26 protein-coding genes are annotated in these 24734 nt (G+C 42.7%); 8 read left to right on the top strand and 18 right to left on the bottom strand.

Going from position 1 to position 24734, the window contains the following annotated elements; all coding sequences use genetic code 11:
* Positions 1-196 precede the first annotated feature (196 nt).
* A complete protein-coding gene (locus tag LWH95_RS21665) occupies positions 197-337 on the bottom strand; it encodes a YkyA family protein (protein WP_269802405.1) in 141 nt (46 codons plus the stop codon).
* Positions 338-474: 137 nt separating this feature from the next.
* Positions 475-663, bottom strand: a complete 189-nt coding sequence (locus LWH95_RS21670) for a YkyA family protein (RefSeq protein ID WP_269802406.1) — start codon at positions 661-663, stop codon at positions 475-477.
* Positions 664-1082: 419 nt separating this feature from the next.
* On the opposite strand from LWH95_RS21670, the gene LWH95_RS19965 reads away from it, so the two are divergent.
* Positions 1083-1232, top strand: coding sequence for a YjcZ family sporulation protein (locus tag LWH95_RS19965; protein WP_003238837.1), 150 nt, complete (start codon positions 1083-1085; stop codon positions 1230-1232).
* Between the two features lie 108 nt (positions 1233-1340).
* Positions 1341-1895: a peptide deformylase gene (def, locus tag LWH95_RS19970; RefSeq protein WP_232920224.1), complete on the top strand. Its 555-nt coding sequence runs from the start codon at positions 1341-1343 to the stop codon at positions 1893-1895.
* Between the two features lie 41 nt (positions 1896-1936).
* On the opposite strand, the gene LWH95_RS19975 is transcribed toward def, so the two are convergent.
* Positions 1937-2710 carry a Cof-type HAD-IIB family hydrolase gene (locus LWH95_RS19975; protein WP_019258297.1) on the bottom strand — a complete coding sequence of 258 codons (774 nt, stop codon included), beginning with the start codon at positions 2708-2710 and terminating at the stop codon, positions 1937-1939.
* Positions 2711-3092: 382 nt separating this feature from the next.
* Between LWH95_RS19975 and rnpZA the strand changes: the two genes are divergently transcribed.
* Positions 3093-3302, top strand: a complete 210-nt coding sequence (rnpZA, locus tag LWH95_RS19980) for an RNA polymerase subunit omega 1 (protein ID WP_003238840.1) — start codon at positions 3093-3095, stop codon at positions 3300-3302.
* Between the two features lie 5 nt (positions 3303-3307).
* Complete coding sequence (rnjA, locus tag LWH95_RS19985) at positions 3308-4975, top strand: ribonuclease J1 (protein ID WP_003238841.1); 1668 nt, start codon at positions 3308-3310, stop codon at positions 4973-4975.
* Between the two features lie 237 nt (positions 4976-5212).
* Here rnjA and ade read toward each other — a convergent pair whose 3' ends face one another.
* From ade to abhA, 5 genes are all read right to left on the bottom strand, one after another.
* A complete protein-coding gene (gene ade / locus LWH95_RS19990) occupies positions 5213-6946 on the bottom strand; it encodes an adenine deaminase (RefSeq protein WP_232920225.1) in 1734 nt (577 codons plus the stop codon).
* 157 nt (positions 6947-7103) lie between these two features.
* The gene (gene ktrC, locus LWH95_RS19995; protein WP_003222311.1) at positions 7104-7769 is read right to left on the bottom strand and encodes a Ktr system potassium transporter KtrC; all 666 of its coding nucleotides are present in this window, start codon (positions 7767-7769) and stop codon (positions 7104-7106) included.
* A gap of 71 nt (positions 7770-7840) precedes the next feature.
* Positions 7841-8668, bottom strand: coding sequence for a gamma-glutamylcyclotransferase (locus LWH95_RS20000; protein WP_232920226.1), 828 nt, complete (start codon positions 8666-8668; stop codon positions 7841-7843).
* A gap of 15 nt (positions 8669-8683) precedes the next feature.
* A complete protein-coding gene (gene kinC, locus LWH95_RS20005; protein ID WP_232920227.1) occupies positions 8684-9970 on the bottom strand; it encodes a two-component sensor histidine kinase KinC in 1287 nt (428 codons plus the stop codon).
* 191 nt (positions 9971-10161) lie between these two features.
* The gene (abhA, locus tag LWH95_RS20010; protein ID WP_003238863.1) at positions 10162-10440 is read right to left on the bottom strand and encodes a transcriptional regulator AbhA; all 279 of its coding nucleotides are present in this window, start codon (positions 10438-10440) and stop codon (positions 10162-10164) included.
* Between the two features lie 282 nt (positions 10441-10722).
* Here abhA and mreBH point away from each other — a divergent pair, with 282 nt between their 5' ends.
* The 3 genes from mreBH (at position 10723) to LWH95_RS20025 (ending at position 13309) form a co-directional block, all read left to right on the top strand.
* The gene (mreBH, locus tag LWH95_RS20015; protein WP_029316824.1) at positions 10723-11730 is read left to right on the top strand and encodes a cell shape-determining protein MreBH; all 1008 of its coding nucleotides are present in this window, start codon (positions 10723-10725) and stop codon (positions 11728-11730) included.
* 100 nt (positions 11731-11830) lie between these two features.
* Positions 11831-11965 (top strand): protein YkpC, encoded by a 135-nt coding sequence (locus LWH95_RS20020; protein WP_003238865.1) that lies wholly within the window; start codon positions 11831-11833, stop codon positions 11963-11965.
* A gap of 111 nt (positions 11966-12076) precedes the next feature.
* On the top strand, positions 12077-13309 hold the full coding sequence (locus tag LWH95_RS20025; RefSeq protein WP_019258293.1) for an aminopeptidase: 1233 nt from the start codon (positions 12077-12079) through the stop codon (positions 13307-13309).
* 28 nt (positions 13310-13337) lie between these two features.
* Here the strand turns inward: LWH95_RS20025 and LWH95_RS20030 are convergent, their stop codons facing one another.
* Together LWH95_RS20030 and LWH95_RS20035 are read right to left on the bottom strand one after the other, a co-directional pair.
* Entirely contained in the window at positions 13338-14249 is a 912-nt protein-coding gene (locus LWH95_RS20030; protein ID WP_232920228.1) for a ketopantoate reductase family protein, read from the bottom strand.
* 59 nt (positions 14250-14308) lie between these two features.
* Entirely contained in the window at positions 14309-15928 is a 1620-nt protein-coding gene (locus LWH95_RS20035; RefSeq protein WP_003238870.1) for an ABC-F family ATP-binding cassette domain-containing protein, read from the bottom strand.
* A 178-nt stretch (positions 15929-16106) separates the two neighbouring features.
* Here LWH95_RS20035 and LWH95_RS20040 point away from each other — a divergent pair, with 178 nt between their 5' ends.
* Positions 16107-16376 carry a hypothetical protein gene (locus tag LWH95_RS20040; protein ID WP_003222329.1) on the top strand — a complete coding sequence of 90 codons (270 nt, stop codon included), beginning with the start codon at positions 16107-16109 and terminating at the stop codon, positions 16374-16376.
* A gap of 35 nt (positions 16377-16411) precedes the next feature.
* Here the strand turns inward: LWH95_RS20040 and sipT are convergent, their stop codons facing one another.
* The 8 genes from sipT to yknW all read right to left on the bottom strand — a co-directional run bounded on the left by sipT (position 16412) and on the right by yknW (position 24725).
* Entirely contained in the window at positions 16412-16993 is a 582-nt protein-coding gene (gene sipT, locus LWH95_RS20045) for a signal peptidase I sipT (protein ID WP_003238872.1), read from the bottom strand.
* Positions 16994-17137: 144 nt separating this feature from the next.
* Positions 17138-19051, bottom strand: a complete 1914-nt coding sequence (locus tag LWH95_RS20050; protein WP_232920229.1) for a PTS fructose transporter subunit IIABC — start codon at positions 19049-19051, stop codon at positions 17138-17140.
* Between the two features lie 14 nt (positions 19052-19065).
* A complete protein-coding gene (gene pfkB / locus LWH95_RS20055) occupies positions 19066-19977 on the bottom strand; it encodes a 1-phosphofructokinase (protein WP_019258289.1) in 912 nt (303 codons plus the stop codon).
* On the bottom strand, positions 19974-20729 hold the full coding sequence (locus tag LWH95_RS20060; RefSeq protein ID WP_003218720.1) for a DeoR/GlpR family DNA-binding transcription regulator: 756 nt from the start codon (positions 20727-20729) through the stop codon (positions 19974-19976). Before LWH95_RS20060 ends, pfkB begins: the two co-directional genes overlap by 4 nt.
* Before the next feature lie 279 nt (positions 20730-21008).
* Positions 21009-22202, bottom strand: a complete 1194-nt coding sequence (gene skiZ / locus LWH95_RS20065) for a sporulation-delaying-protein transporter subunit SkiZ (protein WP_232920230.1) — start codon at positions 22200-22202, stop codon at positions 21009-21011.
* The gene (gene yknY / locus LWH95_RS20070) at positions 22199-22891 is read right to left on the bottom strand and encodes an ABC transporter ATP-binding protein YknY (protein ID WP_187953228.1); all 693 of its coding nucleotides are present in this window, start codon (positions 22889-22891) and stop codon (positions 22199-22201) included. Before yknY ends, skiZ begins: the two co-directional genes overlap by 4 nt.
* Positions 22892-24025: an efflux RND transporter periplasmic adaptor subunit gene (locus tag LWH95_RS20075; protein WP_232920231.1), complete on the bottom strand. Its 1134-nt coding sequence runs from the start codon at positions 24023-24025 to the stop codon at positions 22892-22894.
* A gap of 4 nt (positions 24026-24029) precedes the next feature.
* On the bottom strand, positions 24030-24725 hold the full coding sequence (gene yknW, locus LWH95_RS20080) for a toxin SDP protection protein YknW (protein ID WP_232920232.1): 696 nt from the start codon (positions 24723-24725) through the stop codon (positions 24030-24032).
* Between the last annotated feature and the right edge of the window lie 9 nt (positions 24726-24734).

Here is a 24734-nt window from a genome sequence, read left to right on the forward strand (position 1 = left end):
TAATAAGACATAATGAATCCTCCCAACGTGCCGAAACAACGATTGGTATTATGTGAATTTATCTCTAAATAAATTTTAGAGTATTAATTTCACATTGTCAATATCAAATACATTTATATCCTAGTTAAACTGTCTTTTTACGGGCGGCTTAGCTCATTTAATATTAACTCATATGCTTAATATACTTTGCTCCATATTACCTAGTAAACAGTTTTTCTTTGTTGTAATCCTCAGCATAAGTATTAAATTCCTCCTCTTGTTTATGCACTTTTTCATAAACTGAATTTATTTTTTCAATTTGCTCTGCAAGCTGAACGAATGTCGCCTTTTTATCCATTATCTGCTTGTATAAATCTTTGTCATACGAAATAGCCTTATTCTATTTATGACACATTGTGTCGATGCGGCATATCTTTTTCCACGAAATCGATTACGCGATTTGCTTTTTCTCTCACTTTCTTATCCTTAACATCTTCAGCTGATTTTTTTTGCTGATTCAAATTCTTTTTTACAATCAGTAATACTGTCTTTTTCTGCTTCCAAATGTTTCTTGCGCTGGTTTGCATTATTTAATGCCTGATTGGCTATTGAGGCAAATTTTGAGTAATAATCTATATTTAAATTAAGCAAACTGTCGCAAAACTTCCGCTCTATATTTTCCATTTTTCATTACCAGTTTTCACTCTTTTTGAAACAACTTTTCCATTTGTACAGTTTTTCCATCGAATCATGAAGCAATTCAACCGGCTGCTTTCCTCCACAGCCTGCAAGCAGTATACTTGCTGCCCCAATTGCTCCCATGCCCAAAAACATGGTTTCAGAAAATTTCCCATATAGAAATCCCCCAATTTTGACATTTTCGACTATAGATGCCTAATTGCCATTTGACAATAGCCAAAGCTGAAATTACTTTCTTAAGGTCACCTGATGTGTCTGTCAGTAAATTGTCGAAGATAACCGACCAAAAACTTGAGAAAACAAGGCATATGACCATACAACTTTTTTGTTTTTACATAGCTTATAGTAGACGCTATGCCTACTTATAAAGGCTCTGGCGTAATTAAAAGAGGAGGTTTTGTAATATGTATGGATATGGTTACGGCGGAGGCTGCTGCGGTTATGGTGGTTACGGATATGGATATGGCTACGGCCGCACATTTGCGCTAATCGTTGTTTTATTCATTCTGTTAATCATTGTTGGAGCTGCTTATTTAGGCGGAGGCTGTTGCTAATCAAACAGCATGAACTTGACCAGCCATCTACGGCTGGTCATTCGTTCGTTGCACCTTTGTGAAGAAATCCGATATAATTTACATATTAAGCTTTAGGAGTGAAGTTTCTTGATTACTATGGAAAACATCGTACGTGACGGCCATCCAGCCCTAAGAGAGACAGCCGAACCTGTTGAGCTGCCTCCGACTGATGCAGACAAACAGCAGCTGGCCGACATGATCGAATTTGTTAAGAACAGCCAAAATCCGGAATTAGCCGAAAAATACAAGCTGCGTCCAGGCGTAGGACTCGCAGCTCCTCAAATTAATATCAAAAAACGAATGATCGCCGTTCATACAGAAGATGCTTCCGGAAAGTTATACAGCTATGCTTTGTTTAACCCTAAGATCGTCAGCCATTCTGTCGAAAAAAGCTACTTAACAAGCGGCGAGGGCTGTCTGTCTGTTGATGAAGCGATTCCCGGTTATGTTCCCCGCTACGCTCGCATCAGAGTAAAAGGAACAACCCTTGAAGGCGAAAACATTGATATCCGTTTAAAAGGATTTCCGGCTATTGTGTTTCAGCATGAGATCGATCATTTAAATGGCGTTATGTTCTATGATCATATTGATAAGGAGAATCCTTTCAAAGAACCTGAAAATGCAATCGCGATTGAGCGCTAAAAAGAAAAAGCGGCTGGCCCAGTGCAGTGCCAGCCGTTTCTTTATTTTAAAAGACCCAATTCTTTGACAGCGTACGCGATTCCATCCTCGTCTACCGGCTTTGTTACAAAGTCCGCGATTTCTTTCAATTCAGGAACAGCATTTCCCATAGCTACGCCTGTTCCGACATATTCAATCATTTGAAGATCGTTTAATCCGTCGCCGAAAGCATATGTATCGCTGATATCAAACGGGAGACGCTCAATCACTTTTTTGATCCCTTCCGCCTTGGAACCTCCGTGCGGCAGAACATCAGTCGAAAACTCATGCCAGCGTACGAGATCAAATTCAGGAAAAGCGGCATAAGCTTTTTCTTCTTCATCCTGGCAAAATAAAAGCAGCTGAAAAATTTCTTTTCCTTCATAGAAAAGGTCATCGGTTTCTGGATAATCGGTTTTAAGGCTGCCGATTCCCTCCAGAACATGAGGATGATCCGCAACAGTCGCTTTCATCGTGTCCTCAGCCATAAACACAACAGGATGTTTGCCCTCTCCCGCCTGCTTTAATAATCGTCTGATTGCCTCTTCAGGCAGCGGATTTTTATAGATCACTTGATTTTCAAAGACAACATACTGCCCATTATAGGAGATAAATGAGTGTATGCCCAGCTCCTCCAAAATCGGCTTAACCATAAACGGAGACCGCCCGCTGGCGATAAACACATGATGCCCTTGGCGCTGCAGCTCCGCCACCGTTTTTCTCGTACTTTCCGGTATATTCTTGTCATGATCATATATCGTACCGTCAATATCAAAAAAGATTAATTTTGAGTCCATTATAACTTCCCCTTTATCGTCTTGATCTGCAATTCCCACCCTCATCATACAAAAAGATTGCCATTCAGCAAACTATTTCGTTCAAAAATCATATTAAATTCCATTAATAACCACGAAAAGTCTTCCTCAATCTCCGTATACTATTTGTATAAAAGAACGCTGGACAAGTTTATATTAAAGGAGGAACTAACAAATGCTGCGCAAATTAAGAAAGAAACTCAGAAGACAATGGAACGGAATGCTCCGCAAGAAAGCGATTGCCTGACAAGGGATCTTTCACTTTTCGAGAGGTCCTTATTTTGCTCAAGGCTTTCCTTATATTCCGTTTTCGAATATAATAGAGTAAGCGAGTCTAACATACGGCATTTAAGGAGAGATTTGGATGATTTATAAGGTATTTTATCAAGAAAAGGCTGACGAAGTACCTGTTCGGGAAAAGACAGATTCACTTTATATTGAAGGCGTATCTGAGCGTGACGTCAGAACAAAGCTGAAAGAGAAGAAATTTAATATTGAGTTTATCACACCTGTTAATGGTGCATTTTTAGAATATGAACAACAGAGCGAAAATTTTAAAGTATTGGAGTTATGAGCGGTATGAAATTTGTAAAAAATGATCAGACTGCTGTTTTCGCCCTCGGAGGGTTAGGCGAAATCGGTAAAAATACGTATGCGGTACAATTTCAGGATGAAATTGTGCTGATTGATGCGGGGATCAAGTTTCCCGAGGACGAACTGCTCGGAATTGACTACGTTATCCCTGATTACACGTATTTAGTCAAAAACGAAGATAAAATTAAAGGGCTTTTTATCACCCACGGGCACGAAGACCACATCGGCGGTATTCCGTACCTGCTCAGACAAGTAAATATTCCTGTTTACGGCGGTAAACTCGCGATCGGCTTACTTCGGAATAAACTTGAAGAGCATGGATTATTAAGACAGACGAAACTGAACATTATCGGTGAGGATGATATCGTAAAGTTCCGCAAAACGGCTGTGTCATTCTTCAGAACAACACATAGTATTCCGGATTCCTACGGTATTGTTGTAAAGACACCGCCTGGAAACATCGTACATACTGGAGATTTCAAATTCGACTTTACTCCAGTCGGCGAGCCGGCAAACTTGACGAAAATGGCCGAAATCGGAAAAGAAGGCGTTCTGTGCCTCCTTTCAGACAGCACAAACAGTGAGAACCCAGAGTTCACCATGTCTGAACGGCGTGTCGGAGAAAGCATTCACGACATTTTCCGCAAGGTAGACGGCCGAGTTATCTTTGCTACATTTGCGTCGAATATTCACCGCTTGCAGCAGGTAATTGAGGCTGCTGTATTAAATGGAAGAAAAGTTGCCGTATTTGGACGCAGTATGGAATCGGCTATCGAAATCGGACAAACTCTCGGATATATTAACTGTCCTAAAAATACGTTTATTGAGCATAACGAAATCAATCGTATGCCTGCTAATAAAGTAACGATTTTATGTACAGGAAGCCAAGGGGAACCGATGGCGGCATTATCAAGGATTGCAAACGGCACACACCGCCAGATTTCAATCAATCCTGGAGATACAGTCGTATTTTCTTCATCCCCTATCCCAGGCAACACAATCAGCGTGAGCCGTACAATCAACCAGCTGTATCGTGCAGGGGCCGAGGTTATTCACGGACCTCTTAATGATATCCATACATCCGGTCACGGCGGACAGGAAGAACAGAAGCTTATGCTACGTTTAATTAAGCCTAAATTCTTCATGCCGATTCACGGTGAGTACAGAATGCAAAAGATGCATGTCAAACTTGCAACAGATTGCGGCATCCCTGAAGAAAACTGCTTTATCATGGATAATGGTGAAGTATTGGCGCTTAAAGGTGATGAAGCTTCAGTTGCCGGCAAAATCCCGTCCGGTTCAGTATACATTGACGGAAGCGGCATCGGTGATATTGGCAATATCGTGCTTCGTGACCGCAGAATTCTTTCTGAAGAAGGTCTTGTCATCGTGGTTGTCAGCATTGACATGGATGGCTTTAAGATTTCAGCTGGGCCTGATTTGATTTCCAGAGGATTTGTGTACATGAGAGAATCTGGCGACTTGATCAATGACGCTCAAGAGCTCATTTCAAACCACTTACAAAAAGTGATGGAACGAAAAACGACTCAATGGTCTGAAATCAAAAACGAGATTACAGATACGCTTGCGCCGTTCTTATACGAAAAAACGAAACGCCGTCCGATGATCCTTCCGATCATTATGGAGGTTTAAAAAAAGATGCACTCACTTGAGAGTGCATCTTAGATTGTTGAAAAAATCCTAAAACGATTTTTAGTTTTAGGATTTTTTCATCTTTTCAGCGTGATTGAAAACCCTTGAATTCTAGGAAGGACGAGCATCGGAGCACAGCGAATGTTGAAATTCGTGAGCACCGAAGCGCAGGCCTGACAACGAATGCGAGGGTTTGTCGCCACGCTGAGATGCACTCACTTGAGAGTGCATCTTTTTTTATTGTAATCCAATATGCTGAAATGACTTCACATCAAATAATCCCGTTGTCGTCATTTTAATGTCGGGAATGACAGGCAAAGCTAAAAACGACAGCGTCAAAAATGGATTAAACCCGCCTGTGAAACCAACTAACGACAATTTATCATGCAGCGTCAGCAAGCTTTGATTCACCTGCTCCGCAGATTGGTCGGATAATAACCCCGCAATCGGCAGCGGTACTGAATGAAGCTCTTCTTCATTTTTTATAATCGTTAATCCTCCGCCAATTTCCTGCAGCTTATTAACTGCAGCCGCGATATCGGCATCATTTGTTCCAACGGCAATAATATTGTGGGAATCGTGCGAAATGGTTGTTGCAATCGCTCCGCTCTTGAATCCAAATCCTTTCACCACACCAAGTCCGACTTCTTTTAATCCTTTATGCCGCTCAATGACTGCAATCTTTAACAAATCGAGCTCGGTGTCAGGCTCAAAAACGTGTGCATCTGGAGCCGGAACATGTACCAATCGTGTTTCAAGCTGGTTTGGAATAATTTGAATCACATTAATTTGCTGACTTGAATTGATTGGCATATGTAAATTCTGTTCTTTAAGAGGAGCAGCAAGCTTAACAGAATCGAGCAGTGCCGGTTCTGGAGCTGCAGCTGGAGCGCTATCTTGATAGACTGCTTTTTTGCCTTCAGCAACAGTCTGTCCTTTTACCATCGTCATTGTGACTGTGACGTTTTCCAGATCAGAAACAAAGAGCAGATCAGCGTCAAAACCCGGGGCGATCGCTCCCTTTGTATCTAGTCCGTAGCATTCGGCTCCGTTAAGGCTACCTAATTGATAGGCTAAAAACGGGTCAAGTCCGGTTTGAATCGCCATTTTCACTTGATGATTTACACTTCCCTCTGACAATAAATCATCCACATGCTTATCATCTGTACAGAAAAAGAAACGGCGCGCGTTCTTTTCATTCACCGCGGGCAGCACTTTTAGAGTGTTTTTTGCGACTGACCCTTCACGCATCATGACATACATTCCCCTTCTAATACGATCAAGGGCTTCTTCTTTCGTCGTCACTTCATGATCATTTAAGACAAATGCGGTTCTATAAATGTTAATGAGATCTGTTGATAAACCCGCTAAATGACCGTCAATCCGCTTACCTGCAACGCGGGCATCGAGCAGTTTCTGAACCATATCTTCTTCAGCATGCTGAACCGACACATAATCCATGACTTCAGCCAGCCCCAGTACTTCTTCCTCTTCGTAAAAAGGCTTTAAATCGGCAGCTTTGAGTACTGCGCCTGATCGCTCAAAGCTTGCGGCAGGCACACTGGAGGGAAGCATAAAATGGATATTCAGCGGTGTTTGCCGAGCCTGTTCAATCATAAATGCAATCCCTTTTTCACCTGACACATTCGCTATTTCATGCGGGTCGGTAACAACGGTCGTCACGCCATGCGGCAATACCGCTTTAGCGAACTCAATCGGTGTAACCATTGAAGACTCAATATGTACATGTCCATCAATAAAACCCGGAACAACCATTTGTCCCTCTGCATCAATGATTTTTTCGCCTTCATACTCGCCGAGGCCTACAATGACTCCATCTGTAATCGCAATATCTTCATATATCCACTCTTGGTTAAATACGTCCATGATTTTTCCGTTCTTAATGACGATATCAGCTTTTTGTCTTCGGGCTGAAGCATTCAGCCTATTGACCAGCGTTTCTTTATTCAAATAGGCCCCTCCTCTTTTTTATTATATGGTACAATATGCTATCGGAACGCCTATGCTTAGTCAATAAAATTTTAAGAAATTGGCGCTCATTTCATTAAAGTTGTTATATTCTGATAACATTAAAAACCGCCCCTTTGGGACGGCTTTTGTTTTACTGCTATTTTGTATGGAGAACTCTTTTTTCAAAACGGGAAATGTCTGTAACCGAACCAATAACGATGAGAATATCTTCTTGATGTATGACCTCGGTTGCAAGCGGCGATACGATAACTTCCTTGCCCCTTTTGATGGCTACGATGTTAATACCGTATTTCGCACGAATATCTAAATCGAGAAGCGTATTTCCGGCCAGGCGGCTGTTGGCTACGATTTCAACAAGACTATGCTCTTCAGACAGCTCTAAATAATCCAATACGTTGTTGGATACGATGTTATGCGCAATTCGCTTTGCCATATCGCGTTCCGGGTGGACGATGTGATCTGCACCGATTTTAGACAGCACTTTTTCGTGATAATCGTTCTGGGCCTTAACTGTAATGGTGTGAACGCCCAGTTCTTTCAGAATGAGAGTCGTTAAAATACTCGCTTGGATATTTTCTCCGATGGCTACAATGACGTGGTCAAAGTTTCGCAGACCTAAATTTTTCAGGACAGATTCGTCTGTTGAATCACCGATAACGGCGTGAGATGCGATCTTGGCATACTCGTTGACTTTATCTTCATCGATATCCATTGCCATAACCTCAACGCCTTCTTCGCTTAATGCTTTGCAAATACTGCCACCAAAACGGCCTAGTCCAATTACCGCAAATTCTTTTTTCATAGTGGTGCTCCTTTACCTGACATCATATTGATCAAATTTTATCATATTCTTTTGTAACAGTGTTAATTTCGTTAACCTTTTGGCAGCGAATTCATATGCCGCTTAAGCTTGTCAGCAAACCCCGGTGACAAATACAGCTCCGCTCCGCGTTCAATTTCAATCTGGTAGTGCTGAGGCGGGGCAGTTTCCGCTTCTTTTTGAAGGACGAGAAAGGTTAAGCAGTCCGTGTAGCACCTTCCGCCTGCTTCAACATCTACAAATGCAGGCCGATACGTAAGAGATTCAACGCCCTCCCTTTTATATAGATAGGAGAGAGCAGAAAAAGGGATACGGTATAAAACGCCTTCTGTTGTTCCTCCGTCTTCCATCATATCCGCTCTTGAGCCATCCTCTCTTTTTAGCGTAAAGCGGGTTGTGTATCCTTTTAAAACAGCTCTTCCAACTGGATCTTGAAAATAGTGATCGACTCCCGCCTTTTGAAAGCGGGCATTGTCCATGCAGGACCCATAGGCAAAATAATAAACAGGATTTTGCGATTTACTGATCATCTGATGTTCTTTCCAGTCGCTGCTGCTTATTTTCGGAAAGCCGGCACACTTGTCTTTGTTCATAAAATAAATAAGCGCTTTTTTGATCCCGGTATCCGTTTCTACAAGCACCGTTTGTTGATCATAGCCTTGAAAAAACTGATCGAGCTTATGTACACACAATTCATCTGCTTCATATACTTCGCCGCATATATAGCCTTCATCTTCAAAAATGGCTGCGGCCCCCTCTTTTGCAGCAAACAGACATCCCTTCGTTCTGGCCTGCTCATTAATACATGCCGATTGTGCCAGCAGATGATGATTTTTTTCATGCTTTCTTAATGTCCCGTATACAAACAGAAGCGAGTTCATTTTATTTTTCCCCTCTCAGCTGTCTGATGTTAAAGGCAAAACCACTTGAAAGACGCTGCCTTTTCCAGCTTCACTTTCGATTTTCAATTCCCCGTCATGTTCCTTCAAGATTCTCAAACAAATGGCAAGCCCGAGTCCGGTGCCCTTTTCTTTTGTTGAATAAAAAGGTTTGCCAATCTGCTTAAGCTTTTCCTGCGGCATGCCGTTCCCTTCATCTTTGACGCTTATGACTGCATGAGAGGCTGTCTTAGCAGTCGAAATGGTAACGACACCGCCTTTTGGCATTGCTTCAATCCCGTTTTTAATAATATTGATAAAGACCTGCTTCAGCTGATTTTCGTCCCCGTTAATGATACAGCCGTCTGTCTCTTCGAAATTTTTTTCTATGACAATATTGGACAAAATAGCATTGGTATCAAGCAGTGTCGTAACTTGTTTCAAGATCTCATTGAGATGATGTGTTTTAAATGTGACCGCCTGCGGTTTTGCAAGCAGCAACAGCTCGCTGAGCACCAAATCGATTCTTTTAATTTCTGAAAAGATGATGTCAAAATAGCCTTTTCTGTCCGGATACTGTGTTTTCATAATCTGAAGGAAACCGCTGACAGATGTTAAAGGGTTTCTGACCTCATGTGCAATACCGGCGGCAAGTTCACTTGTGATTGACAGTTTCTGTGATTCTCTTGCCAGCCGTTCATTAATCTCAATGAGCTCATCTTCAGCCTCTTTACGCTCTGTGATATCTGACATTGTGCCCAGGCTGCCTGTAAATTGGTCATCCCGGTCGTAGTAAAGCTTATAATGAACTTCTCCCCAAAAAATCGTGCCGTTCTTTGTCACGTATTTTGCTGTAAACATGCCAGAAGACGCTTTGTTTTGGATTTGGGTGTTAATGTGGTCGGCTACGTGCTTTTCTTTTATGAAGTAATCATTATACATCGTTCCCATACATTCACGGATCGAAAAGCCGGTTATTGATGCCCACGCTTGGTTTAGATATGTAATTTCGCCTTTTGCATTCGTTTGAAATACGATTTCCTGCAAATTATCCATGATGCGGTTCTTTTCTTCAGAGAGCTGCTTATACTTCCATTCATTATCCTTCATTTTCTTAACCAGCTGCTGTTTCTCATCAATATAATAAGCCAGCATCCAGACACTTACTATCGTGACTGCAGTATACACAATATCAACAGGCCAATTAATCGGGTTTTTGCCTATAAAATAAAATAAATAATCCCAAAACATAATAAAAACCATTGCCAAAATAATGGAAATGATACGTGCTTGATATTTTCTCATATGACCACCTGCCGCTTGTGTTTCTCTATTTATTGTACCATTCTTCGACAAAAAATTGAGTAAAATATGTAAAGTATCCCAAATCATTCATTACCTGATGTTCATGATGTCGTATCTTAGGCGGCGGTAATCGAAATTGGCACGCAAAAAAAGGCGGAGATTGTATCGCTCCGCCTTTTTTCAACATGATATTATTCTTTTAAAGCGGCTTGAATTTCTTCGAGAAGCAGCTGTGCACCTTCAGGGCTTAACGTAATTTTACCGTTGCCGTATTCTTTATTATCTGAAGTGATTTCTCCGGTCATTAAACAAACGCCATGAGGTTTGTACTTTTTCAAGATAATTTTATCTCCGTCAACAAAAAATTCAATACTGTCTTTTATGGCAATATCAAGTGCCCGTCTTAATTCTATCGGCATAACAATACGGCCTAATTCATCTACTTTTCTCACAACACCTATTGATTTCATAAAAACCCTTCTTCCTTTAAATGTTTCTTTTCTCATGTAATGTTTAAGGATGTACCTCAATATATCGTAGACGTACGAAACTTAGAAAAAGTTTCCCGCTTTCTATAAGAATTACAAGATATTTTTTCCATAAAACCGAGAAATGTATTACTTCTGTTACACAGTTCCGCGTTTTTTTACAAAAACATTTCTTTCCCGACGCACACCCCCAAAAATCGCTTCATTTCTTAGAAACTTTAAATGTAGAATCATATAAAATCAGGATAGAGATTGGGTGAAGACATGTTTCAATCAACTGAAATCGGGATTGACTTAGGAACAGCTAATATACTTGTTTACAGCAAAAATAAAGGAATTATCTTAAATGAACCATCTGTTGTCGCCGTGGATACAACGACAAAAGCAGTACTTGCTATCGGAGCTGACGCAAAAAACATGATCGGCAAAACGCCGGGAAAAATTGTCGCTGTCAGACCGATGAAAGATGGCGTTATCGCAGACTATGATATGACAACTGATTTGTTAAAGCACATTATGAAAAAAGCCGCAAAAAGCATTGGCATGTCGTTCAGAAAACCGAATGTAGTCGTTTGCACACCGTCAGGCTCAACAGCAGTAGAACGCCGCGCCATCAGTGATGCAGTGAAAAATTGCGGCGCGAAAAACGTCCATTTAATCGAAGAGCCAGTAGCAGCCGCAATCGGAGCGGATTTACCGGTTGATGAGCCGGTTGCCAATGTGGTAGTAGACATCGGCGGAGGGACGACAGAGGTCGCCATCATTTCCTTCGGCGGCGTTGTTTCCTGTCACTCTATCAGAATCGGCGGAGACCAGCTTGATGAGGATATCGTTTCTTTTGTCCGGAAAAAATACAATTTGCTGATCGGGGAACGCACAGCTGAGCAGGTGAAAATGGAAATTGGCCATGCCCTGATTGAGCATGTGCCGGAAGCAATGGAAATTCGGGGACGCGACCTCGTGACAGGCCTTCCAAAAACCATTATGCTTCAATCTAACGAAATTCAAGATGCCATGCGTGAATCTCTCCTGCATATTCTTGAAGCCATCAGAGCTACACTTGAGGACTGCCCGCCTGAATTGAGCGGAGATATTGTTGATCGCGGCGTTATTTTAACGGGCGGCGGCGCACTTCTTAACGGGATAAAAGAATGGCTCACAGAAGAGATTGTAGTGCCTGTACACGTGGCGCAAAATCCGCTTGAATCTGTGGCAATCGGCACAGGCCGTTCTTTAGAAGTGATCGATAAGCTTCAAAAGGCGATTAAATAGTCTTTTCCTGCAAAAATCTCACATCCAGCAAATTTCTTGCTTCTTTTTTCCTCACTTCCTTCATATTGTGGGAAATGGAGAAACGTTAAGGAGGAAACAGATGCTAAGAGATTTAGGAAGAAGAGTAGCGATCGCAGCCATTTTAAGCGGAATCATTCTTGGAGGCATGAGCATTTCTTTGGCCAATATGCCCCATTCGCCTGCAGGCGGCACTGTAAAACTGAATCATCCATAATATTGAAAAACCCAAGACATGTTGTTTTGGGTTTTTCACTTTGGCCTCCTTTCTTTCCTTTATAGGATTATATTTGATATGATGAGAAAAAAGCTTGAGGAGGAATGATTCATGGATTCATTTTCACAGAAATTAAATACATATGCACAGCTGGCGGTAGAAGTCGGCGTAAACGTCCAAAAAGGGCAGTATGTAGTCGTAAATGCTTCAACAGATGTACGGGATTTTGTCCGCTTAATTGTGAAACATGCATATGAAAAAGGCGCAAAAAATGTAACGGTGAATTGGCAGGATGACGAAGTCGCCAAATTCAAATATGAACTCGCGCCGTTTGAAGCATTTGAAGAATACCCTGAATGGGAAGCAAAAGGCAGAGAAGAGCTTGCTAAAAAAGGAGCTGCTTTCATCTCTGTCGTGTCGTCAAACCCAGACTTACTAAAAGGTGTAGATTCCAAGCGGATTGCTGCATTCCAAAAAGCTGCTGGCAAAGCATTACATACATACAGACAATATATTCAATCGGACAAAGTCAGCTGGACTGTCGTAGGTGCGGCATCAGCAGGCTGGGCTCAGAAAGTGTTTCCTGGCAAATCAGAAGAGGAAGCGATTCAGCTTCTGTGGGAAGAAATTTTTAAAGCAACGCGCGTAAACGAAGACGACCCGGTACAAGCTTGGATCAAGCATGATCAAAATCTTCATGAAAAAGTTGACCATTTGAACGAGAGACATTATGCTGCTTTACATTATCAAGCAAAGGGAACTGATTTAACCATTAAGCTGCCGAAAAAGCATGTTTGGGCAGGCGCGGGCAGCGTAAATGAAAGCGGCCATGAGTTTATGGCCAATATGCCGACAGAGGAAGTATTTACGCTGCCGCAAAAAGATGGAGTCGACGGAGTCGTATCGAGCACAAAACCGTTAAGCTACGGCGGAAATATTATCGAAAACTTCACCCTCACTTTTGAAAATGGCCGTATAGTCGACATTAAAGCCGAAAAAGGCGAGGACATTTTAAAAGAACTGGTGGAAACAGATGAGGGTTCTCACTATTTAGGTGAAGTGGCACTTGTTCCTTACGATTCGCCTATATCACAATCAAATATTCTTTTCTATAACACATTGTTTGATGAAAATGCGTCAAATCATTTGGCGATCGGCAGTGCCTATGCCTTTAACATTGAAGGCGGAAAGCAGATGTCTCGTGAGGAGCTTGTCAAAGAAGGCTTAAATGAAAGCATTACACACGTGGACTTTATGGTTGGTTCTCAGGATATGAATATTGACGGAATTACAGCAGACGGTAAAAGAGAGCCTATCTTCAGAAACGGAAATTGGGCTTTTTAATAAACAAAAGGAGGCTTTCGCCTCCTTTTTATTTTTCTGCTTCATACATTTGCAGATTGGCATAAACCGTTTCTAATATGGGTGCCGCAAGAGATAAACGCTTTGCTTTTTCAAGCAAAAAGCCGTGCAGGTGGTGGCCTTCAGTCGTTTGTCCGTTTTCCATGTCACGAAGCATGGAGGACTTCATATGATAAGACATGCTTGACATCGTCCGGAAGCTCTCTTCCTCAAGATTCGGATCAGCCGGAACGCCGTCTTTTCGCAAAATAGAGCCAATCTCTCCAATAAGAGTTTGAGCCGTGTGACGTCCGCCTTCTGTTTCGAGGATCGGGCCAAGCGGCCTTTGAAATAATGTTGTGATCCCCGATTGCGCCGCAATAAACAGATACTTTTTCCAAATGTCCTTCTCGATATGCCCGCTGATAATGACTTCTGCCTTCACGCCTGAAAACGCCTCTTCAAGCGCTGTTATTCGTTCCGTACGCTCACCGTTCCATTCTCCGAATACAAAACGATGCGATGCGCTCGTATGATGAATTTCTCCCTTGTTGTCTAGGGCACTTTCTATAAAACACAAACCGCCCAGCACCTGTTCTTTTGAAAATGCCGTAAACAGCTGCTCGTAGTGTCGGTACCCGTTTAAGAAAGGGATAATGACAGATTCGCGATTGATAAACGGTTTGACATCGTTTATCACTTGACCAAGTGAATATGCTTTAGAAGCGATGATAACGACATCAAACTGCCCTGTTTCTCCAGCACTGATTAATGCGGGCTGAAATGATACATTCCCTTTTTCACTATGGATGGCAAGCCCGGTTTCTTTTAACTGCTCAGCTCTCTTTTGGCGTACGAGAAATGTCACATCATTGCCTTTCTCTGCAAGCCGTCCGCCAATATACCCGCCTACTCCTCCTGCTCCGACAACTAAAAATTTCATGTCGTGTCCCCTTTCATATCTATGTAGCAAAAAAAGCAGAGGAATCTCTGCTTTTTTTATCACGCGTATAGTTCAGTCAATTTTTTCTGCACATCAGCATTTTCAAGGAACTCATCATAGCTCATTTGCTTATCGACGATGCCGTTAGGTGTAATTTCTATAATTCTGTTGGCAATGGTCTGTACAAACTGATGGTCATGGGATGTAAACAGCATAGCGCCTTTAAAGCTTATTAAGCCGTTATTGAGCGCTGTAATGGATTCTAAGTCTAAATGGTTGGTCGGCTCATCCAAAATTAAAATATTGGCGCCAGAAAGCATCGCTTTCGAAAGCATACAGCGAACCTTTTCTCCCCCGGATAGTACATTTGCTTTTTTGTGGACTTCTTCGCCGGAGAACAGCATGCGACCTAAGAATCCGCGTAAAAAGCTCTCACTTTGGTCGTGAGGAGAATATTGGCGAAGCCAGTCTACAAGATTCAGATCACTGCCTTCGAAATATTCGCTGTTGTCTTTTGGAAAAAACGCTTGAGATGTTGTAACGCCCCATTTATACGTTCCACTGTCAGCTTCCATTTCCCCGGAAATGATTTTAAACAGCGTAGTAACAGCCAGTTCATTGCGGCCAGTAAAAGCAATTTTATCTTCTCTATTCATAATGAAGCTGACATTGTCGAGCACTTTTACGCCATCGATTGTTTTCGTTAAGCCTTCCACCCGAAGAACATCATTTCCGATTTCCCGTTCCGGCGTAAAGTTAACGTAAGGATAGCGGCGGGAAGACGGTTTAATATCATCCAGCGTAATTTTTTCAAGAAGTTTCTTTCTTGATGTTGCCTGCTTAGATTTAGACGCATTGGCGCTGAATCTAGCGACAAACTCTTGAAGCTGTTTAATTTGCTCTTCTTTTTTCTTGTTCGCTTCTTGAGAAAGCTTTAACGCCAACTGGCTTGATTCGTACCAGAAATCATAGTTTCCGACATAGATTTGGATTTTGTTAAAATCAAGGTCAGCGATGTGTGTACACACTTTATTTAAGAAGTGACGATCATGGGATACAACAATAACTGTGTTTTCAAAGTTAATCAGAAACTCTTCCAGCCACTGAATCGCCTGAAGGTCCAAGTGGTTCGTCGGCTCATCAAGCAGCAGAACATCCGGCTTGCCGAATAATGCCTGGGCCAAGAGCACTTTTACTTTCTCTGAACCGCCAAGGTCTTCCATCTTCTTCGTATGAAGATCTTCTGAGATTCCAAGGCCTTTTAGAAGGATCGCAGCTTCACTTTCCGCTTCCCATCCGTTCAGCTCTGCAAATTCACCTTCGAGCTCAGCAGCACGAATTCCATCCTCATCTGAGAAATCAGGCTTCATGTAAATAGCGTCTTTCTCCTGCATGACTTCATACAGGCGTTTGTGACCCATAATGACCACTTTCAGCACTTCATACTCTTCGTACTCAAAATGGTTCTGCTTCAAGACGGCAAGACGCTCGCCAGGACTCATATGAACGTCGCCTGTCTGAGGCTCAATTTCGCCTGATAACACTTTCAGAAACGTTGATTTACCGGCACCATTTGCACCAATTAACCCATAGCAGTTGCCTGGGGTAAATTTAATATTGACATCTTCAAATAACTTGCGATCTGCAAACCGCAAGCTTACATTATTTACAGCAATCATTTATTATCCTCCATCATGTCTATCATCAATAAAAGTATACCATGAATGCAGGGCAAGAGAAATGATTCCCTGATAAAACAGAGAGAAAACACTTATACACTCAAAGCGGCCAGCTATGTTACAATGAAGCAGAGAGAATGCATCCGGCTGGAAAATTACACTCTCATGGAGGAACACGTTGAGGCTTTTAACACTTACTGAATACTGCTTATTAATCTTTTTTACGGGCTTTTACCTTGCCGTAACAGGCTTTACCGCCAAAGATATCGGCTTATATATTGGCATAGCCCTTATTTACATATTTTCGCACATTTTCTCTAAGCGACTTTTAGAAAAGCGCGGAAAAGAGAACAAACAGGTTCACCTTTTCTTCAGTGTGCTGGCCATTATCGGTTCAGTGTTCATCACGGTATTATGCATTGCATTAGTCGCTTCTTTTTCAAATTAAAAAACGCCTGCTGTCCAAAGGCCAGCAAGGCGTTTTTATTTTGTTTGACGCATTTCGTTAAACGGGAAAAAGACAAACTTCGATGTACCGACAATCCGGTCTTCCGCAATCAGTCCCAGCCCGTTTCGGCTGTCCATTGAATTCAGCCGGTTATCTCCCATGACAAAATATTTGCCTTTTGGAACCTTAACCGGTCCAAAGTCGCCTGTCAGACTGACACCAAGTTTTTCTGCTTCCTTTTTGTTTTTAGACAAGTAAGGCTCGGCTACTTTTTTTCCGTTTATATAAAGCGTGTCATCCTTCATTTGAACGGTTTCTCCAGGCTTTCCGATCAATCTTTTTACATAATGGATTTTTGACGTCTCACCGTTGATAATGACGATATCTCCGCGCTGCAGTTCGCCGATATAGTTGACTGTTTTATTCACAAACAGCCTTTCTCCATCATGTAATGTGGGATACATAGATGAACCTTCAACTAAATAAGGCTCAAACAAAAAGTGACGGATCAGGAGAGCCAGCAGAACAGCGATGACAATCGCTTTTCCCCATTCCAAGTACGTATTGGTTTTTTTCTTCGCCGTTTTTTCAGTTTTCGTGTTTTTTTCCTCGGTCAAAGTGTTTCCTCCTAGACGATTGCTATGTCAGTTGTTTCCCTTCTTTTACTTTATCATAAATGATGATAAAGTACATAACTTAACCGCGCTCCCGCCAGCAGGATAAAGAAAAAGCGTCCTTTCGAATGAAGGACGCTTTTTTTCTTATTTCTCTGTAACAGGTTTTTTTAAGATACCGAGGATAATTGCCATCACGACAGCACCGATCACGATACTTAATAGGTAAAGCAACGGGTGGTTTGTAATGAAGGCTACGAATACTCCTCCGTGAGGGGCCGGAAGCGTTACACGGAAGAATTCTGTTAATCCGCCGGCAACAGCTGCACCAACGACAGCAGCTGGAATGACGCGAAGCGGATCAGCCGCAGCAAACGGGATCGCTCCCTCTGTTACGAAAGCAGCACCCATGAAGTAGCATGTAATACCTGCTTCACGGTCACGCTGAGAGAACTTGTTTCGGAAAATTGTTGTTGCAAGTGCGATACCAAGCGGAGGAACCATACCGCCGGCCATGATCGCTGCATGAGGCGCATAGTTGCCTGCATCGATCATCGCGATACCGAACGTAAAGGCTGCTTTATTAAGCGGGCCACCCATATCGATCGCCATCATACCGCCCAAAATAATACCCATTAATACTAAGTTTCCAGTACCAAGGCTTTCAAGCCAGTTTGTTAAGAAATCCATAAATGCCGCTACCGGTGTATTCACAACGAAACGCATGATAATACCAGTTAAGAAAATACCAAGCAGCGGATAAATTAATACAGGTTTCAGTCCGTCAAGTGACTGCGGAATAAAGACGAAGGCTTTTTTCAAAAGAACAACGATATAACCAGCCAGGAATCCGGCAATTAAACCGCCTAAGAATCCAGCATTTGCTTGAGTTGCCATAAATCCGCCGACCATACCAGGCGCAAAACCAGGACGGTCTGCAATACTCATTGCGATGAATCCGGCAAGAACAGCCACAATTAATCCTAATGCATTGTCACCGCCGATAAACTTAAGAGCTGCAGCAAACGTATTGTAAGTAGGATCATCCGGATTGGATGAATTAATTCCCCAGAAGAATGAAATGGCAACGAGGATACCGCCGCCGACTACGAACGGAAGCATGTTGCTGACACCGCTCATCAAATGCTTATAAAACGCGCTTCCGATGCTGTTGCCAGACTTGCCTCTTGCTTCATCTTCATTGTTTGAAGCTGAAGAAGCACCGCCGCTTCCTTGATAAACCGGCGCATCTTGATTCATCGCTTTTTCGATAAGCTCTTGCGGGCGTCTGATACCTGCTGTAACAGGTACTTGAAGCACGCGCTTGCCTTTAAAGCGCTCCATTTCAACCTGCTTGTCCGCTGCGACAATGATTGCAGGTGCATCTTCAATTTCTTGGGCAGTCAGCTTGTGCTTAATACCGCTTGACCCATTTGTTTCGACCTTAATGTCCACACCAAGCTCTTTCGCTTTTTCTTTAAGGGCATCCGCAGCCATGAATGTGTGTGCAATACCTGTCGGACATGCAGTAACCGCTAGGATTTTCCCTTTTCCGGCAGGTGTTGGTGCTGGTGCCGCTTCTTCTTCCTCTTCCTCTTCGTCATCATCTTTATCGTGCTGATTAATAATGTCGATGATGGCATCTTCTGACTCAGCTTCAAGGAGCTGCTTGCGGATTTCTTCACGCATTAGCAGCGTTGAAAGTCTTGACAATGCTTCAAGGTGAGTGTTGTTTGCGCCTTCAGTCGCAGCGATCATGAACACCAAGTGAGCCGGCTGGCCGTCTAATGATTCATAATCGACACCGTCTTTAGAACGTCCGAACGCAATCGCCGGGTTGATAACGCTTGCCGTTTTCGCATGCGGGATAGCGATTCCTTCACCAATACCCGTTGAGCTCTGGCTCTCACGATTTAAAATGGCTTCTTTGTAGGCTTGTCGGTCATTTAACTTTCCAGCCTTATCAAGAACAGTGACCATTTCGTCAATAACATTTTCTTTTTCTTTGCTCTCAATATTAAGCTTTATCGTATGCTTCGTTAAAAGCTCAGTTATTTTCACTTTTGTTTCCTCCTCTATAGACGTGTGACCTTAACTTCAGGAAGAAGCTGCTGGACAAATTCTTCTGTTCCAAGTTCTTCAGAGAACGCGGTAGCGCTGCCTGATGTCACTCCTAAGCGGAATGCTTCTTCAAGCGGCAGCTGTTTGGAAATACCGGCAAGAAAACCTGCAACGACTGAATCTCCCGCTCCGACTGAGTTTACCAATTTCCCCTTTGGCACGTTAGCAAAGTAAACAGCTTCCTTCGTAAACAGAAGCGCTCCGTCTCCGGCCATGGATACGATTACATGTTCAGCGCCTTGTTCTACAAGCTTTTTCCCATAAGGAACAGCTTCTTCAACAGATGTAATTGTCGTGCCGAACATTTCTCCCAGCTCATGATGGTTTGGCTTCATCAAAAACGGTTTCATTTCTGTCGCTTTTAAAAGCGCCTCGCCTGAGATATCCAGAACAACTCGCGCGTTCTGCTGTTTGCTGGCCTCTGCGATTTTTTCATAAGTATCGTGAGGCAGTGAAGATGGAATGCTTCCTGCAAGGACGACGATATCTCCCTCTTGCAAAGATTGGAACTGTTCTAAAAAGGCTTTGAAATCTTCATCCGAAATTGTCGGTCCCTGCCCGTTAATTTCAGTTTCATCACCAGTTTTCAGCTTTACATTGATACGGGTATCTTCTTTTACTTCAGAAAAAGCTGTTTCCAGGTTTTCTTCCCGCAAAAACGTTTTGATATATTCTCCGGTAAATCCGCCGACAAATCCGAGCGCTTTAGACGGTACATGGTGTCTTTTCAGCAGTCTCGATACGTTGATGCCTTTGCCCCCTGGATACTTTGTATCGTACACGGAACGGTTCAGGCCTCCTACAGTAAAATCTTCAACGTGAACAATATAATCGACAGATGGATTAAGTGTTACAGTGTAAATCATGGTTTCACTACCTTTACGACAGTTTTTTCTTGGTAATTATCGAATGTAAGCTCTTCAGCGTCAGTCGTAATGATTGTTGCGTCGCCTATTCCGGCGAATGCCGAAAATGAAATTTCTCCGAATTTCGAAGGGTCTGCTAAGACGTAAGCGTGTTTTGCCTGTTTGACAGCTTTCTGTTTTAAAAGGGCCTCATCAGGGTCCGGCGTTGTGAATCCAGCCTCTGTATGGACACCGTTTGTCCCCAGAAAGCTCTTATCGAATCTGTACTGATCCATGGCAATCAGTGAAGCGCCTCCAATAACCGCGCCCGTTCTGTGCTTTACGTATCCTCCAAGCAGATAAAAAGAAATTTCTTTCCTTATTAATGCTTCGATATGCATCACCCCGTTTGTGACAACGACAATATCTTTGCTTTTATCCATAAAATCAATCATGTGCAAAGTCGTCGTGCCTGCATCAAGATAAATGCAATCCCCTTCTTCTAAAAGTGAAGCCGCTTTTTCAGCAATCTTCAATTTATCGTGAAGGTTTTTGGATGATTTTTCAAGCATATCGGGTTCAAGTCTGATATCGGAAAGCTTGGCGGCTCCCCCATGAACACGCTTTAAAAAACCGCGTTCTTCAAGTGTCGATAAATCTCTTCTGATTGTTGATTCAGAAGCATTTGTCAGATTTATGAGCTCTTGAATTTTTACCACATCATACTTTTCTATTTGATCAATAATCAATTGATGCCGTTCAGGAGTTAGCATGCTTCACCTCCTAATGAAAACGTATTCATTTTGAATACAATTTCATTGTAAACGCTATTTTCAGTTTAGGCAACTAAAATCATTCAAATTCATTCAATAACTATCAAAATCTTTCACGTTTCTCCATATTAACGCATGTCTATAGGGTTTGTAAACTGTAAATTCGACAAAAATAAGGACAATTGTACGACATTTTCTTCTTATTTTAATGAAAAAAGTCTTTTATATTCGTAGTAGAAATCACTAAACATAAAAAAGCCTCATGCATGTTGCATGAGGCTACTCGTAACGCAGAGCTTCAATCGGATCAAGCTTTGCGGCTTTATTTGCAGGAAGCATGCCGAAAATAACACCAATGAGCATACTGAAAAGCACGCCCCCGCATACAACCTGCCAGGATATGAGTGACGGCCAGCCCGCAATGGCAGAAACAAGCGAGGCCCCTCCGTATCCGATTCCAATCCCAATCAGTCCGCCGATAAGCGTCAATACGACTGATTCAATTAAAAACTGAGTCAGAATCTGCCCCCTCGTCGCACCGAGTGATTTTCTGATTCCGATTTCTCGCGTCCGTTCTGTGACTGATACGAGCATAATATTCATAACACCGATTCCGCCGACCAAAAGAGAGATGCCTGCAATTGAGCCGATAATTGTCGTCATAATCGCCGTTACTTTGCCAATTCCGGCAGCAATCTCTTCCATGTTCATCACTTGATAAGAATCCTCTGTCCCATGATTGTCATTTACCAGCTGTGCAGCTTCTTTTCCAGCTGACTTTATGTTGTCTGCTGATTCGACTTGCAATGATACGTTACTGAAATCACTTGTGCCAAAAGAGGATTTCATCATATTAAATGGCACATACATTTCACTTAAACCGAAAGAAAGCAAGCCTGTTTCTTTTTTCAGCACGCCGATAATTTCAACAGGCTGTCCGTTGACCCAGACTACTTCACCGAGAGGGGAGGTTTTATCAAACAGCTCTTCTGCCATCTTTTGAGAGATGACTCCGGCTCTTTTCCCCGCGAGAAAATCATTGTCGGTGAAGGTTCTGCCACTTTCTATTTTTAAAGAATTGACATTCATGTATCCATCGTTTATTCCGTTAATCGTAACATCCGTTTCTTCCTCATGATAACGCGCTGTCATACTCTCAGAAGTGGAGGCAACGACTTGTTTGATGCCCTCTATCTCTTTTAAACCTTTAATATCGTTTTCTGTAAACGTAGATTCTGCTGCGGCGTTCGGATTGCTTGCAAGCTCCTCATCGCTTGGCATGTAGTACAGCTCCACGGTATTTCCCGGACCGCTGATCGACTGCTTCAGCATTTGCTCGCCGCCCTGCCCTACCGCAACGACGACAATGACAGAGCCTACACCAATGATAATGCCGAGCATCGTTAAGATCGAACGCATTTTATGAGCAAGGACAGAGCTTAGAGCCATTCTGATGTTCTCTAACAGGCTCATTCTCCCACGCTCCTTTGCCCGGAGCTGGCAGGAACAATGTTTCCGTCACGCACCATGACGATCCGATTCGTACAATCTGCAACCTCCGGCTCGTGAGTAACAAGAACGATTGTCGTTCCCTCGGCATTTAATGCTGTAAATTGATCCATAATCGCCGCGCTTGTTTTCGTATCGAGCGCGCCGGTCGGTTCATCAGCTAAAATCAATTTTGGCTCATTCACGATCGCCCTCGCAATCGCCACCCGCTGCTTCTGCCCGCCCGACAGCTCATTGGGCATGTGGAGCATTCGATCAGCTAACCCGACTTTTTCCAACGCTCTCTCAGCCCGCTCTTGACGTTCTTTTTTGCCTATCCCGGAATAAATCATTGGCAGCTCGACATTTTTTTTTGCATTCAACCGCGGGAGAAGCTGAAATTGCTGAAATACAAAACCGATGGACCGGTTACGGACTGCCGCCAGTTCTTTATCTTTATAAGAAGAAATATCTTCGCCGTCCAATTTATACGTACCGGAAGTCGGCCGGTCAAGGCAGCCGATTATATTCATGATCGTCGATTTCCCTGATCCTGACGGCCCCATAATTGAGACATATTCCCCTTGATGGATGTCCAAATGAATAGAATGGAGAACATCAAACGTTTCCCTGCCGATCTGATAGCTTTTTCGCACATTAGAAAGCTGAATCATTTATGCTTTCACTTCCGTTCCATCGGTCACCTGATCAGAAGGATTCAAAATGACTTGATCATCTTGAGAAATTCCTTCTTTAATTTCTGTCAGATCATCTGTTACTTCACCGATTTTGACATCAACTCGTTTTGCTTTTCCGTCTTTTACTGTATACACATAATATTGATCATCTTCTTTTTTAACTGCCTTTGAAGGAAGCGTATTTGCTTTCCGCTTATCTGTTTCAATATTCATGATGAATTTAAAGCCTGGCTTTCCTTCTGGAAGCTTCCCTTTTATTTTCACTTGAAGGGGGTATTGGACTGCTTGTTCTGTTCCTTGTGCCGCAGTGCTTTCCTGCTGATCCGGAACAAGTCCGACAGCGGAAACTGTGCCTTTCCATGTTTTATCCTGGATAACATCTGAAGTGAGTGTGACCTTCTGGCCTTTTTTGACTTTCAGTGTATCGTATTCAGACAATTTCCCTGAGACGACAAGGTCTTTTGGGTTGCCGATATGTATGACAGGCTCTTGAATATCTGATTTTTTGGATGCCGCTTCTTGGTTGACAGAAATAACAGTGCCTTCGATTTCGCTTTTCACTTCAAGATCTGATACCCGACTGGCAAGTGACTGCCGCTGAAGCTCGGTTTGTTTTAATTCGATCTCAGCTGTTTTTTCCTGCATTTGAAGCTCCGTCCGTTCAGATTCAATTTGTTTTTCTGCTTCTTTCTTTCCAACCTGTTTTTCCAGTTCTTTTTCTTTATTGTCTAACGCTTTTATCTTTTCTTGAATTTGGTCAATTTGAAGCTGATTCGATTCAGCCGTTAACTGGTTCTGTTCTTTTTCCAAGCTCAGCTGCTCATTTGTATAGGTGACTAAAGGCGTGTCCTTTTTAACTTTATCGCCTTCCTTCACTTTAATGTCTTCTAATGTCCCTTTATCCGCTTCATAGAACACATACTGTTCATTTGAAAATTTAAGTGTGCCGGGAACCATAACCGTTGACGAGATTTCTTTTTCTTCGAGGCTTCCCGTCTGTATCTTCTGGCCGGCGCTGCCGCTTGTCGGAGCGGCAGACCGGTATATATTAATTCCAACAAAAAGAGCGACTAAAGCGGCGATTCCAATTCCGATCCAAACTTTTTTCATGAGTTTATGCACCCGCCACAGAATTGATTAAACCTGAAAAGAACGAAAATGCGACCAAAATCCCGAAAAGAACAATGACTGAAATCCATCCTGCTTTTTTTGAGATGCCGCCTGTTTTGTGAAGTCCGATTGCTAATAATACATAGCTCCATATGCTGAATATCTCAAAGGTGTTCAACACACTGGCGAGAGCTCCGTCAGACGGGATAATTCCTGCCAATGACGTCATACTGTAAAGAGAGCTCGCATCAGTTGTAAAAGCAACGATTCCATTAATCAATAATCCTAGGCTGCTAATCAAAGAGACAAATAGACCGAGAGAAAGCATTTTTTTGTATGACGTAACCCCGCCTGATATTTTCACACAGAGCCAATAAATAAGAGGGGCAATAAATAACGCTGCGATACCGCCGAAAATAGCGCCTGCCATTCCTCCAAATTTGGTTATGGTTGCGACTGTTTCAATTTGTTCAGCTGATAACCCTTGAGTGTCCCCGCTTTTCAGAAGTTCACTATAATCCGTACCGAGCGATTGCAGCACCGCGCCAACGATGATAATCACTGCAACAATCAAAAGCGGCCCCCATACAACCGGCCTTTCTCTTATTCTTTCAAACTGAATGGCCGGGCTTGTGATCACTCCGAAAAGTGACGGCTTTTCAGTCGCCGTCCCGCTGTTTTTTTCTACATTTGTTTCCATTTCAAAACC

It is taken from the genome of Bacillus sp. G16 (assembly GCF_021282335.1).
GTDB classification, from domain to species: Bacteria; Bacillota; Bacilli; order Bacillales; family Bacillaceae; genus Bacillus; species Bacillus inaquosorum.

What these genes read in the sequence shown, in the direction of transcription:
- LWH95_RS21665 (WP_269802405.1), bottom strand. Translation starts at nt 337, where the DNA reads ATGGATAAAAAGGCGACATTCGTTCAGCTTGCAGAGCAAATTGAAAAA.
- LWH95_RS21670 (WP_269802406.1), bottom strand. Translation starts at nt 663, where the DNA reads ATGGAAAATATAGAGCGGAAGTTTTGCGACAGTTTGCTTAATTTAAAT.
- LWH95_RS19965 (WP_003238837.1), top strand. Translation starts at nt 1,083, where the DNA reads ATGTATGGATATGGTTACGGCGGAGGCTGCTGCGGTTATGGTGGTTAC.
- LWH95_RS19975 (WP_019258297.1), bottom strand. Translation starts at nt 2,710, where the DNA reads ATGGACTCAAAATTAATCTTTTTTGATATTGACGGTACGATATATGAT.
- rnpZA (WP_003238840.1), top strand. Translation starts at nt 3,093, where the DNA reads ATGATTTATAAGGTATTTTATCAAGAAAAGGCTGACGAAGTACCTGTT.
- rnjA (WP_003238841.1), top strand. Translation starts at nt 3,308, where the DNA reads ATGAAATTTGTAAAAAATGATCAGACTGCTGTTTTCGCCCTCGGAGGG.
- ktrC (WP_003222311.1), bottom strand. Translation starts at nt 7,769, where the DNA reads ATGAAAAAAGAATTTGCGGTAATTGGACTAGGCCGTTTTGGTGGCAGT.
- LWH95_RS20000 (WP_232920226.1), bottom strand. Translation starts at nt 8,668, where the DNA reads ATGAACTCGCTTCTGTTTGTATACGGGACATTAAGAAAGCATGAAAAA.
- kinC (WP_232920227.1), bottom strand. Translation starts at nt 9,970, where the DNA reads ATGAGAAAATATCAAGCACGTATCATTTCCATTATTTTGGCAATGGTT.
- abhA (WP_003238863.1), bottom strand. Translation starts at nt 10,440, where the DNA reads ATGAAATCAATAGGTGTTGTGAGAAAAGTAGATGAATTAGGCCGTATT.
- mreBH (WP_029316824.1), top strand. Translation starts at nt 10,723, where the DNA reads ATGTTTCAATCAACTGAAATCGGGATTGACTTAGGAACAGCTAATATA.
- LWH95_RS20020 (WP_003238865.1), top strand. Translation starts at nt 11,831, where the DNA reads ATGCTAAGAGATTTAGGAAGAAGAGTAGCGATCGCAGCCATTTTAAGC.
- LWH95_RS20025 (WP_019258293.1), top strand. Translation starts at nt 12,077, where the DNA reads ATGGATTCATTTTCACAGAAATTAAATACATATGCACAGCTGGCGGTA.
- LWH95_RS20030 (WP_232920228.1), bottom strand. Translation starts at nt 14,249, where the DNA reads ATGAAATTTTTAGTTGTCGGAGCAGGAGGAGTAGGCGGGTATATTGGC.
- LWH95_RS20035 (WP_003238870.1), bottom strand. Translation starts at nt 15,928, where the DNA reads ATGATTGCTGTAAATAATGTAAGCTTGCGGTTTGCAGATCGCAAGTTA.
- pfkB (WP_019258289.1), bottom strand. Translation starts at nt 19,977, where the DNA reads ATGATTTACACTGTAACACTTAATCCATCTGTCGATTATATTGTTCAC.
- LWH95_RS20060 (WP_003218720.1), bottom strand. Translation starts at nt 20,729, where the DNA reads ATGCTAACTCCTGAACGGCATCAATTGATTATTGATCAAATAGAAAAG.
- skiZ (WP_232920230.1), bottom strand. Translation starts at nt 22,202, where the DNA reads ATGAGCCTGTTAGAGAACATCAGAATGGCTCTAAGCTCTGTCCTTGCT.
- yknY (WP_187953228.1), bottom strand. Translation starts at nt 22,891, where the DNA reads ATGATTCAGCTTTCTAATGTGCGAAAAAGCTATCAGATCGGCAGGGAA.
- LWH95_RS20075 (WP_232920231.1), bottom strand. Translation starts at nt 24,025, where the DNA reads ATGAAAAAAGTTTGGATCGGAATTGGAATCGCCGCTTTAGTCGCTCTT.
- yknW (WP_232920232.1), bottom strand. Translation starts at nt 24,725, where the DNA reads ATGGAAACAAATGTAGAAAAAAACAGCGGGACGGCGACTGAAAAGCCG.